Genomic DNA, 12351 nt, shown 5'->3' on the forward strand with positions numbered 1-12351 from the left:
AATAGCTGATACAAAAAAGCCCCGAAATTCGGGGCTTTCACTAACTATTTTAACGATTATTCAGCTTTATCATCAAGGTTTGTTTCATCTTTTTTCGATGAATCATCCGCTTTTTGACTTTCATCAAGCACTGGCTCTTGAGGTTCTTGCTCTTTTACCGGCTTAGCTTCATGGCGGTCATGAGCATCGCGCGGCTCACGCACTGGTTGGCGCGCCATTAAATCATCAATTTGCTTAGCGTCGATTGTTTCGTATTTCATTAACGCGTCTTTCATTGAGTGAAGAATATCAATATTTTCTTTTAATATTTCTTCTGCTCTTTGGTAGTTACGATCTGAAAACAAGCGTACTTCAGCATCAATTATTTTAGCAGTATCATCCGACATACTAGATGCACGGCTTCCGCCACCACCCATATACATCTCGTTTTGATCTTCAGCGTAAAGCAATGGACCTAGCTTTTCACTTAAACCCCAATGTGTAACCATTTTACGTGCAATATCAGTTGCGCGCTCAATATCGTTACTTGCACCCGTTGTTACTTTGTCAGCACCATAAATAAGCGCTTCAGCAATACGGCCACCATAAAGGCTTGAAATCATTGATTCTAAAAGTTCTTTTGAATGACTAACACGGTCTTGTTCAGGCAAGTACATTGTTACACCTAGCGCACGGCCACGTGGAATAATAGATACTTTGTAAACTGGATCATGTTCAGGAACCATACGACCAACAATTGCGTGGCCTGCTTCGTGATATGCTGTCATTTCTTTTTCTTGCTCGCTCATCACCATGGTTTTGCGCTCTGCGCCCATCATGATTTTATCTTTAGCAGCGTCAAATTCAGCCATACTTACAACACGTTTATTACCACGTGCAGCATAAAGTGCAGCTTCGTTTACTAAGTTCGCTAAATCAGCGCCAGAAAAACCAGGTGTTCCACGTGCTATAAGAGCCGCTTCTACGTTATCGCCTAATGGCACTTTACGCATGTGTACTTTAAGTATTTGCTCACGACCACGTATATCAGGTAAACCTACTTCTACTTGACGGTCAAAACGACCTGGACGAAGTAATGCAGGGTCTAGAACATCTGGTCGGTTAGTTGCCGCAATAACGATAATACCTTCGTTACCACCAAAACCATCCATTTCTACTAGCATTTGGTTGAGTGTTTGCTCACGTTCATCGTTACCGCCGCCCATACCTGCGCCACGTTTACGACCAACCGCATCAATCTCATCTATAAAGATAATACAAGGTGCCGCTTTTTTAGCTTGTTCAAACATATCACGTACACGTGACGCACCAACACCGACAAACATTTCAACAAAATCTGAACCAGAAATTGTAAAAAACGGTACTTTCGCTTCACCCGCAACAGCCTTTGCAAGTAACGTTTTACCAGTACCAGGAGGACCAACCATTAGTACGCCCTTAGGAATACTACCGCCAAGCTTTTGAAACTTAGAAGGGTCACGTAAAAAGTCTACCAATTCGGTAACATCTTCTTTCGCTTCATCACAACCAGCAACATCTGCAAACGTGGTTTTAATTTGATCTTCGCTCATTAAACGGGCTTTACTCTTACCAAATGACATAGCGCCTTTACCGCCACCGCCTTGCATTTGACGCATGAAGAATATCCATACACCTATAAGCAGTATCATCGGGAACCAAGAAATAAATATACTTGCTAAGAATGATTGTTCTTCAGGTTGTACACCCTTCACATTTACATCATTTTTAAGTAAATCATTTATTAAGTCTTCATCGTACATTGGCATCGTTGTTTGAAAACGCTCACCACTGCTCTTAGTACCAGTAATATTTCCTGTACCGCGGTCGATAATAACTTCTTGTAAAGAGCCACTGCGGACATCTTTAACAAATTGAGTGTAACTTGTTTGACGATCAACTTGCTCGCCACCATTAAAGCTCTGAAAGACTGACATCAGCACAACTGCAATCACCAGCCATAGTATTAAATTTTTCGCCATATCGCTCAAGGGGTTAACCTCTTGTATCCAATTAATTTAAATTCAACTAAACGCCAAGCAACTGTACTACAGTTTGTATCCAGTCGCTACTATATATACTTCCCGAGAACGGGCACGTGAGGCATCAGGTTTGCGTATTTTCACTGCTTTAAAACTATTACGTACATCTTGCAAGTATTGATCAAAGCCTTCACCTTGGAAAACCTTAACAATAAATGCGCCATTTTTCTTTAGTACTTGACTACACATATCCAGCGCAAGTTCTACCAAATACATACTACCCGCTTGATCTACTGAGTTATTACCACTCATATTTGGTGCCATGTCAGAGAGTACCACATCAACATTTTTACCATCAATACGTTTTAGCAACGCATTTAACACAGCTTCTTCACGAAAGTCACCTTGTAAAAAGTCAACACCCGCAAGTGAGTCCATAGGTAATATGTCACAGGCAATTACTTGACCTTTGTCACCTACTTTTTCTGCCAAATACTGTGACCAGCTTCCTGGCGCTGCTCCTAAATCAACAACGGTCATACCAGGGCGAAGTAACTTATCTCTATTTTGTACTTCATCTAATTTAAAAACCGCTCGTGAACGCCAGCCTTTTTTTTGCGCTTCTTGAACATATTTATCATCAAAATGTTCTTTCAGCCATCGCTGTGAACTGGCTGACTGTTTTTTATTTGTCATAAATTAACACGCAACTAATTAGTAATATTCTCTAGATGGCGTTAGAATACCCTTAATTCAAGCCATATTCAGCAAAATTTGTATAAACATGACATTATCAAACAAACAAAAGCAGTTTTTAAAAGGTCAGGCACATAGCCTCAAGCCTGTAGTTTTACTAGGTTCTAACGGTTTAACCGAAGGCGTAGTAGTCGAAATTCAAAGTGCATTAGAAATTCACGAATTAATCAAAGTTAAAGTTCCAACTGATGATCGTGAAACAAAAGCACTTATTTTTGAAGCAATCGTACGTGAAACTGGTGCGACTAAGCTACAAACGATAGGTCACACTATTGTGCTTTATCGTCAAAGTGTTGAGAAAAAAATACATTTACCACGTAACTAATTAATCCTATTTAAAGGATTTAGTACGTTTAAATTAAAAAACCAGCTTAATGCTGGTTTTTTGTTATATAACACTTTTTAATTTAAAAGCTCATTGTATGGTGCGTTACATCATAATCAGTGCCATTACTTCTGGGCTTATTATGCAATATAAAATACTGAGTAAATTGTGTCTCACTCATAGCTGGCACTTTTTCATTGGAGAGTAGTTCAGCCAGTTGCGGCGTCGTATTACTGTGCCCAATAACAACAACTACACCCTTTAGTTTGAGTAACTCATTTTTTAAATCACCTAGCTCACCTGCGTTATACACATTTAATTTGGTATTAAAATGTGCCTGCAAAGGTGCGGCTGTTTGCAACGTGCGTTTATAGTTGCTGCTAAAAAGATGTATATTTTGATGTTCTTTAAACAAAGTAACTAAATTATTTGCACGTGCCTTCCCCTCTTCTGAGAGCGCAGGGTTTTTCCCCGTTAACTTTTCGCTATGACGAAACAAATATACCTCGTCAGGTGCGGCAAATGCCAAACTACAATTAAATGACAAGGCTAAAAAAGTGATTGCTAATATTATTTTATTCATATTTTTTTACCTCGTTTGTATTCTAATAGCCTGTCGATAAATTCAGTCGTTAATTCATTTATTACACCGGTTTCAGCATTAACGATTAAACTAAAACCAACATTTAATTGGGGAAACACAACCACATCGCTTCGATATCCTTGCACCCAGCCACTATGATAGTAAAGCGTTTCATCAGCATAATTATAAACCCGCCAACCTAGTCCGTAATAAGCCTCATTAAGGTGTTTTTTCCACACCCTGCGATGCATTTCTTTTTTTGTATGTGTATAAGGACGCGTTTGCTTTGCTAGAGTATCCAATGACAAAACATCAGGGTATTGCCCTAGCTGGGCTTTTAACCAAATGGCCATGTCACTTGCACTTGCGTTTACACCCGCTGCAGGTCCCACTTTATAATAATTTTTTTTAAGCTTAGCGCTATACCAACGTTTTGTACCGCGCACGTGTGGTAATGCGTAATTTTCATCCTGAACCATAGATTCAAAACCTAAGCTGGCATCACTCATTTTTAAAGGCGCAAAAATAGTTTCTCGTAACCACTGCGCGTAACTTTTACCGCTGCTTTGTAATATCACATTACCTATAAGGCTAAACATAACATTTTGATAACCATAACATTCGCCTGGTTTGCAAATAGGTTTAACACTAAGTAATTTTTCAACAATACTGGGGTAATCCATACGAGACTCTATCAAATTATCGTACGCATTAGGCACTAAACCACTTGCATGACTTAGAAGGTGAAATACCTTTAAATCATCTTGATAAATAGTCCCTTTGAACTCAGTTATGTAATCGCTAACAGCTTTATCTAATTTAAGTAAACCCTCATTGGCTAATTTAGCAGATAACGAGCCTGCAAATGTTTTAGAAACAGACGCGAGCCTAAACCGGGTATGCTTATTTACTTTTTGTCCATTTCGGGTTTTAGTTACACCCATAGTATGTATGTAGTCTGAGTTATTTGTACTTACAATCGAAAGTGCAGCGCCTGGTATACCTTTATTTTTCAGTTTTTTTTGCGTATAACGGCCGTACTTTTTTACAAATGCATCCCAATCAGGATCTGCTTTTGCTGCAAAACTCACAGAGCTAAACAACAAACACAAAGCAGGTAGGCTATACAATAAAGATTTGAGATACTTCATTTTTATAAATTTTATCTTTTTAACTACATCTATGTAGATAATATCATGAAGTTTTGTTTGGACTAACGTACAATACGACGATTATTTGGTTTTTAGTGAGTGTTTAGTACTTATGCGTTTTTTAGTTGTGTCACTTTTTGTTATATTATCAACTGGTTGTACTCTTACAAAGCAGCCGGCCGAGCCACTGGCTATGCCATTAAAGCCAACATTAAAAAGTCAGACCTACCAGCTTGAGTACACCACAGAACACTCATCCCCAAAAGTTAAATCCGTTCAACTTCCTGCACATAAGGTAGTTAGAAACCAAACTGTAAAAATTATTACCGATAAGGCAAGTGTAACCGATAAACTTTTATCGCAAATTAGCCAAGCACTTAACGATAAACAGCTAAAAGTAACCACTAAAAATAACAGCGACTACACACTAACTATTCAGCAACTTGATTTAACTTTCACTGACGATGTTAAGTACGCAATAAAGCAACCTGAGAACCCTTTTACATTATATTCAGATATTGCTCAGCAATACCCAACTCAGGAATGCGCTGCAATATTTGCACAAGTAAGTATGCGCCTCACACACAAAGCATCAGGTGATGTTGTTTGGTTTGCTAAATCTTCTATTGATAGTGCAAGTTTTCATCGTGAGCCACTAGTTTATAGTTTCACCGAAGAGCAAAAAATAACTAATGAGCTTGAGGTTGTCGCTTTTGTCCATCAGCAAAATACTGATGAAGCCCGCATGGAAAGACTTGGAAAAGACATTCAAATTCCTCAGTACAAAACGTTGTCAAAGTTATCTAGCCTTGCCAAGCTTAGTGGTCCATGTAACAGAACAGAAGTAAGCGCATTAACGCCTATGATGCAGTTTTACTTAAGCAGTATATTAATCGATAAAATTAAAGTTCAGTAAATTAGGGTCTGTTGATCTTTACGAATTAAAATTTGTTCAAACTAGGGGCTATTTAATCGCGGCGCTAGGTTTGTAACCTAGTGGGCTCGATAACTGCTCCTGCGTTATTCTAATGGCTTACATCCATGTAAGAATAAGTAAAAACCGAGCAACAAAGCGTAAATAGCCCTTAGGAAAAACACTTTGGGCAGCGCCTGTTTGGCATTAATGCTACGTTATCGCCCATTTATGGGGAATAGCCACACTGCATAGGCTCTGCCTTGCCTAAATACCAAACAGGCTGCTGAAAATTTAACCTTGAAAGTTCAACAGACCTAACACTTACTACATTTTTTTACAGATTAAAGGAACGAATTAACAATATACTACGCTTAATAACAAATAATAATTAGGCCCCATAGGGATGAAAAACACTTTGCTTAACCATACTTTAGTTAGCATAACATTGCTTTTTTGCTTTATTTTTAGCACCACAAGTATGGCAAGTAATCGCTATTATGCAGACAATACGTTAGAACCAACCCAAGGCTTTGCGTGGGATTGGAGTGCAGGTGCGGGCTTTTATATTGAAGATTCTTACCTAATCGGTATCGAATCTTACGATAAAGGCGTTGAGCTTGATTTAAGTCTTGCTGTTTCTTACGATAAATTTTATCTTGATTTTGATCACAATCAACTCAGCGGTGGTCTTGTAATTGGTTACAGCCTTATAGATAAATTTGATTGGGGCTTAGATATACTTGGCACAAATACTCAAGCCGGGTTTGACGAAAAAGGCCTCGGGTTTTATAACCACGGTGTTATAAAAGAACTCCAAGGTATTAAAAAACGTAATTACGATTTTGATGTTGGTCTTAGGCTCTCGCGCCGATTTGAAAATTCACAATTCTCCTTTGAATACCTTCATGACGTATCTGGTGCCCATAATGGCTGGGTTATAAATAGCTTTTTTACCCACATTTTGCCATGGCGAAACTGGGAGTTTAGATCTGGTGTTGGTTTAAGCGCCTACTCTGCTGACTTTACCAATTATTACTTTGGCATTGATAGCGATGAAGCCACCAGCCTTCGCCCGATTTATAGCAGCAATGCCAGTACTAGTATCATCTTTGAGTTCCATGCTGAATATCCAATAAGCCAAGATTGGGTGTTTTTATCCGGTTGGCTTACTACATGGTTTTCAAAAGAAATTGACGACAGTCCAATTATTTCCCAAGGATATCAACATAAAGCCAAGGTAGGCCTACGTTATGTATTTTAGATGGATCTGGGTATTACTGATCTTTCCCAGTACCTTTACTGTTAAAGCGCAGGACCCCCCTGAAGCACTCATAGCACTACCCGACACTTGCGTTGCACTGCGCGAAGGGCGTAATTGCTATGCCGATGTTACACTTACGTGGGAGCAGCCTATCATTGGTAATTACTGCCTACGCGATGCAACTTCAAAGTACATTATGCAATGTTGGCTAAAGCAACAAAGTGGTACTTTTAATTATGCTTTTGACTCACAGCAAAGCATTTCATTTGAACTATTTGATAGCAATACATCCAAAGTCATCAGTACAGCAGAAGTAAAACTACAATGGGTTTATCAAAACAGACAAAAAAAACGCCGCTGGCGACTATTTTAATACCAATCGTATTAGGGATATTTTATGGATAACTACGGCACTATTTTACTTGTTGAAGACGATGCATCACTAGCGCAATGGGTTGCTGAATATTTAACAGAGCAAGGCTATACAACGCATGTTTGTCATCGTGGTGACGAAGTTGTTAGCCAGGTCAAAACGTTAAACCCAAATATTGTGCTCCTTGATATTATGCTCCCGGGGCAAGATGGTATTAGCGTATGTAGAGAGCTTCGTAGCTTTTATAATTCGCCTATTATAATGCTCACCGCACGCGATGAAGAGATGGATGAAGTTATTGGTTTAGAAGTTGGCGCAAGCGATTACATAATGAAACCGGTGCGTCCACGTGCATTGCTAGCGCGAATAAAAGCAGCACTGCGTCAAAATAATGAGCCAAATAAGCCGCAGGTTAGCCAAAGCGTTATTCAAGTTGGTGCACTTAGTATTAATACCGAATCTAGAAATGTGACCCTTAACGAGCAAGATATAAACATATCAAGCGCCGAATATCTATTATTACACTACCTTGCAAGCAATGCAGGTCAAGTTGTCTCACGCGATGCCGTATTTAAAGCTACGAAAGGTAGAGAATACGATGGGCTTGATAGAAGTGTTGATGTACTTATTTCTGCACTTCGTAAAAAATTTAATGATGATCCACAAAACCCCGAAAAAATTAAAACTATTTGGGGCCGTGGATATTTACTTGTTTCTACCGCGTGGTAATAGAGCGATGAATAAATAAATGAAAAAGTTTTATATATCGCTTCTAGGCAGTGCACTTTTATCTATTGTGGTATTGGGCTGGCTTATTGATGCTTTTAGTCAACAAGCGCATACCCCACAAGATGAATTTAGTCAGCAAAGTAAAATGATCATGGGTTTTAATAAGCAGTTAGCTAACATACCTACATCTGAGCGCAGCGATTATGTAAAACAACTAGCCCGAGAGTTTGATGTTTTAATTGACTACAAGCCAAATGAGTCACTCGCTTTACCACCTTCTTTATTATTACAAATGCACACGCCAGGTGGGCTGATTTTAGAAGATCAGCAAGGCTTTTATATGCTTTATAGTAGCGACGTTTTAAATCCTTTTCACTTATCAATGCGCTTAGATAAAATTTTTGATAGCGAGCAGCATAACGACATTATATTAACTCTACTATTTTACGCAGGCCTATGTGTATTTATGGGGTTTATTATCGCGCCCTTAGCTAAACGGCTAACTGTCTTAAATGAAGCCGCTAAAAAGTTTGCCTCTGGTAATGTTCATGCCCGAATAAAGGTATCGCACTTTACCTATATAAAAGATGTAGAACTTACTTTTAACCGCATGGCTAGCCAAATAGAGAAACTTGTCGCCGAAAACAAACTAATGGCCTCAAGCTTGTCTCACGACATACGCACTCCTATCGCGTGCCTGCGATTTGGTTTAGATGCAGCATTAGATAGCCATGATGAGCAAAAAGTAAAACAGTATTTAACCCGTATGGAAAACGATTTAGATCATATGGAATCGATGCTTAGTAGCTATTTAGCATTTGCTACTTTAGAGCAAAACGCGAATAAACTAACCTATTCATCAACCAATATTAAATCCTACCTTGAAGATATTTTAGTTCAACTTGCACCAAAACTTGAAATGCAAATGCTCAACGTACAACTCAATAGTACAGATAAAATAATAAATGCAGATCTTCACTGGCTGGCCCGTGCAATTACTAACTTATTAACTAACGCATGTGATTTTGCAAACCAACATATTTACCTCAGTGCAAAGTTACACGAGCAACAGCTTATAATAACGGTAGAAGATGACGGCCCAGGTATCGCACAAGAGAACTTTAGTAATGTATTTAGCCCATTTTTTAGAGAGGAAGATCACCGTAACAGAGCCGATAAGAGTTATGGCCTTGGCCTAGCCATTGTTACCAAGGTAGCTGATTGGCATCATGGCAGCGTTAAAGTAAGTAAAAGCACCCAGTTAGGGGGGGCGTGCTTTACTCTCACTATTGCACAGCACCATAATCCGTAAAGCAATAGTTACAGACTGTAATTAACAATTATTAAACAAAATCAACTCGTTATTTTAAACGACTTAATAACAACAATTAAAATCGATGGTCATAACATACACTTTACTTATTAATTTGTGCTAGATCAGCAAATAAGCACTTTTTATTTTTTTACATTTCCAGTAGATTGTCACCGCCGTCACACAATAGAGAAGTACAATAATATGAGCGCAGTTAGAGGCGAGTTTAGCTCTCGCTTTGGTTTTATTATGGCCGCCGCGGGTTCTGCCGTTGGTTTGGGCAATATTTGGGGATTCCCTACACAAACAGCAAGTAATGGCGGTGCTGCATTTTTAGTCGCATATTTAGTGCTTGCGTTCTTTTTAGCCTACCCCGCTTTAATGGCTGAACTGATGATTGGACGTCATGGCCAAGCAAACGCAGTGTCATCACTTCAAAAAATATCTAATAAGCCATGGCAAAAACACTTTGCCTTTGCTGTTGGTTTTGGCGGTATTTTATGCGCTGGCTTTATACTAAGCTTTTACGCCATTGTTGCCGGTTGGATGCTCAGCGCCACAGCTGAACCCATAGCCACTTTAGTTGGTGCCAACACAGCATCTACATGGTTAAGCGAGCAATCACTTACTCGAAATATTATATTCACTATGATCTTTATTGTACTAACTGTTGCTATTATAAGTAGAGGCGTTGAAAACGGTATTGAGAAGTGGTCTAAGCGTTTAATGCCTGCACTTTTAGGCATTTTATTTGCACTTATTGCTTATGTGATGACGCAAGATGGTGCTATGGAAGGCTTAAAAGCCTACTTAGTTCCTGACTTTTCATCTATTTTTGACGCAAAACTATTAGTAAGTGCACTAGGGCAAGCTTTCTTCTCTTTATCGCTTGGCACTAGCGTAATGATTATTTACGGCTCGTACATTAGTAAAAAAGAAAATCTTGTTTCTTTAGGTGCCTATGTGACCCTTATTGATGTATTTATAGCCTTTGTTGCAGGTTTACTGATTATTCCGGCTATGTACGTAGCACAAGCTCAAGGCGTTGAAATATTCTCGGCCACAACGGGTAAGCTACTCTCTGAAGATACATTAGTGTTTCAGGTACTCCCCGCTTTATTTGATGGTATGGGCGAAGTTGGCTTATTTGTGGGTTTTTCATTTTTTGCGTTAATGAGTATTGCCGCTTTAACATCATCTATTTCAATGTTAGAGGCGCCAGTATCATACACTGTAGAGCGCTTTGGGATGAAACGCGTTCAAGCAACGTGGTTAATTGGGGCGCTAATCGCTATCGTTAGCATTACAATTGTGTGTAACCTTAGCAGCTTATTTGGCTTAGTAATCACTCTCACTACAAAAGTAGCTCAGCCTTTACTTGGTCTTATGTGTTGTATATTTGTAGGCTGGATTTGGTATAGAGGCTCATTACTAAAAGCAATTCAAGAGGGTAACCCTGAAGTTCACAATACATTGTTTTGGAAAATATGGCCTTGGTATACTAAGTTTGTATGTCCACTTGCTATTGGCATGGTGTTTTTACATTCACTATTGAGCTAAATGATACCTTAGCCTTAAAATAGTTTTAAATAAAATAGCCCACATTAGTGGGCTTTTTTATAGCTGCTTAAATTGGATTTATTGAGTGAGTTTTAAAATCATATCTTGATGAGGTATACCGTCTTCTAGATATTCACTTTTGTAATCTTCAAAGCCAAAGGAGCGGTAAAAATCAAGTAAGTAGGTTTGTGCGCCAATATAAATATCTCGTTCAGGCCACCGCTCTTTACAGCATTCTATAGCTTTACTTACAAGTACAGTGGCGTCGCCTTTGCCACGCGCACTTTTACTTACCAGTACGCGTCCTATTGCGCTGTATTGCTCATTTTTTTCATAGCATCGGGCATAAGTGTGTAGCCGCCCATTGTCTAGTGTATATAAATGCTGTGTATTTAAATCAATATCTACATCATCAAGTTCAGGGTAAGGGCACGCCTGCTCTACAACAAATACGTCTACACGTCCTCGCATAATAGTAAAAAGAGTATGCGCATCTAAAGCATTAAACTGCTCACATTTAAATTGCATTTTAAATCCTATAAACAATAAACCCAGCCTAGGCCGGGTTTAATAAAATTATTCACTTGTTAGTTTATATTAAGCAAATAAGCGCTCTAGTTGGTCGCACAACTGCGATAAATTCACGTGGTCATGCTCTATCGTTAAATCTACATAACCATCGCCTCTAAAGGCCCTGTCTAGCTCTATAAGCACGTGTGTTTTATGTGCCTCTGGTACAAATGACAACTCGATCTCTTGAATGCCAAATAAACTACGGCTATTTGGCTTATATTCAAGTTCCTGATAACAGCCCGATAACGATTGAAATGTTGAAGCGCGCAAATGGCCTTTTTCTACATCAGCTTTCATTAAGCTAAAACCTAGCTTTTCCATCGCCTGCATGCACGTTTTAACAGCTTCATTAGGGTAAATATGTAAATGGTCTTTATCGCTCGGATCAAGTGCTAAATCAATATCTAAACCTGTTTCAAGCCACACATGAGATTGATTGTAACCTGCATTAATTTCTGTAATAGGTGTTTCAGAATGAAGACGTGCTTCAAAAGGGATACTTTTAACTTCGCCAGGCTCAATTGTACCTATATCTGTAATTCGCCATTGGTCAATCACATGATTGGTAAAATAATCGCCATCATCACCTGCCACTTTAACACGGGTCATAAGTAATAAATCTAAGCCTGCAATATCTTGGCTAACATCACCTGCGGTAATGACTATTTGTGCATTAAAAAGCTGACCAGGTTGTAGGTGTTCAGTCTCTAAAACAGTATCTACTTTTGCAGCACCAATACCTACCGACGCTAAAATCTTTTTAAACATATATTTCTCCTTAAGCTGAACGGTTCTATTATTTGCTCATGCTT

At 38.9% G+C, this 12351-nt stretch carries 13 protein-coding genes; 7 read left to right on the plus strand and 6 right to left on the minus strand.

Features of this window, described 5'->3' with window-relative positions; genetic code table 11:
- Positions 1-56 precede the first annotated feature (56 nt).
- A complete protein-coding gene (gene ftsH, locus H5161_RS13645; protein WP_033013425.1) occupies positions 57-2000 on the minus strand; it encodes an ATP-dependent zinc metalloprotease FtsH in 1944 nt (647 codons plus the stop codon).
- Positions 2001-2066: 66 nt separating this feature from the next.
- Complete coding sequence (gene rlmE / locus H5161_RS13650; RefSeq protein WP_002963155.1) at positions 2067-2696, minus strand: 23S rRNA (uridine(2552)-2'-O)-methyltransferase RlmE; 630 nt, start codon at positions 2694-2696, stop codon at positions 2067-2069.
- Between the two features lie 88 nt (positions 2697-2784).
- Between rlmE and yhbY the strand changes: the two genes are divergently transcribed.
- Positions 2785-3081, plus strand: a complete 297-nt coding sequence (gene yhbY / locus H5161_RS13655; protein ID WP_002963153.1) for a ribosome assembly RNA-binding protein YhbY — start codon at positions 2785-2787, stop codon at positions 3079-3081.
- Between the two features lie 82 nt (positions 3082-3163).
- Here the strand turns inward: yhbY and H5161_RS13660 are convergent, their stop codons facing one another.
- Positions 3164-3664 carry a histidine phosphatase family protein gene (locus H5161_RS13660; RefSeq protein WP_002963152.1) on the minus strand — a complete coding sequence of 167 codons (501 nt, stop codon included), beginning with the start codon at positions 3662-3664 and terminating at the stop codon, positions 3164-3166.
- Positions 3661-4815, minus strand: a complete 1155-nt coding sequence (locus H5161_RS13665; RefSeq protein ID WP_182769519.1) for a serine hydrolase — start codon at positions 4813-4815, stop codon at positions 3661-3663. The genes H5161_RS13660 and H5161_RS13665 overlap by 4 nt, the downstream gene beginning before the upstream one ends.
- Positions 4816-4927: 112 nt before the next feature.
- Here H5161_RS13665 and H5161_RS13670 point away from each other — a divergent pair, with 112 nt between their 5' ends.
- From H5161_RS13670 to H5161_RS13695, 6 genes are all read left to right on the plus strand, one after another.
- Positions 4928-5731 carry a hypothetical protein gene (locus tag H5161_RS13670; protein ID WP_002963149.1) on the plus strand — a complete coding sequence of 268 codons (804 nt, stop codon included), beginning with the start codon at positions 4928-4930 and terminating at the stop codon, positions 5729-5731.
- 478 nt (positions 5732-6209) lie between these two features.
- On the plus strand, positions 6210-6992 hold the full coding sequence (locus H5161_RS13675) for a MipA/OmpV family protein (RefSeq protein ID WP_259395072.1): 783 nt from the start codon (positions 6210-6212) through the stop codon (positions 6990-6992).
- Complete coding sequence (locus H5161_RS13680) at positions 6982-7365, plus strand: DUF3019 domain-containing protein (protein WP_024597091.1); 384 nt, start codon at positions 6982-6984, stop codon at positions 7363-7365. The genes H5161_RS13675 and H5161_RS13680 overlap by 11 nt, the downstream gene beginning before the upstream one ends.
- Positions 7366-7389: 24 nt before the next feature.
- A complete protein-coding gene (locus tag H5161_RS13685; RefSeq protein WP_024597092.1) occupies positions 7390-8094 on the plus strand; it encodes a response regulator transcription factor in 705 nt (234 codons plus the stop codon).
- Positions 8095-8113: 19 nt separating this feature from the next.
- Complete coding sequence (locus H5161_RS13690) at positions 8114-9406, plus strand: HAMP domain-containing sensor histidine kinase (protein ID WP_024597093.1); 1293 nt, start codon at positions 8114-8116, stop codon at positions 9404-9406.
- Positions 9407-9610: 204 nt separating this feature from the next.
- A complete protein-coding gene (locus H5161_RS13695; RefSeq protein ID WP_138488731.1) occupies positions 9611-10966 on the plus strand; it encodes a sodium-dependent transporter in 1356 nt (451 codons plus the stop codon).
- Positions 10967-11044: 78 nt separating this feature from the next.
- Here the strand turns inward: H5161_RS13695 and H5161_RS13700 are convergent, their stop codons facing one another.
- Positions 11045-11494 carry a GNAT family N-acetyltransferase gene (locus H5161_RS13700; RefSeq protein WP_004335742.1) on the minus strand — a complete coding sequence of 150 codons (450 nt, stop codon included), beginning with the start codon at positions 11492-11494 and terminating at the stop codon, positions 11045-11047.
- Between the two features lie 69 nt (positions 11495-11563).
- Positions 11564-12307: a sporulation protein gene (locus H5161_RS13705; RefSeq protein ID WP_004335740.1), complete on the minus strand. Its 744-nt coding sequence runs from the start codon at positions 12305-12307 to the stop codon at positions 11564-11566.
- Positions 12308-12351 lie beyond the last annotated feature (44 nt).

Source organism: Pseudoalteromonas sp. SG43-5, assembly GCF_014164345.1.
Taxonomy (GTDB): domain Bacteria; phylum Pseudomonadota; class Gammaproteobacteria; order Enterobacterales; family Alteromonadaceae; genus Pseudoalteromonas; species Pseudoalteromonas distincta.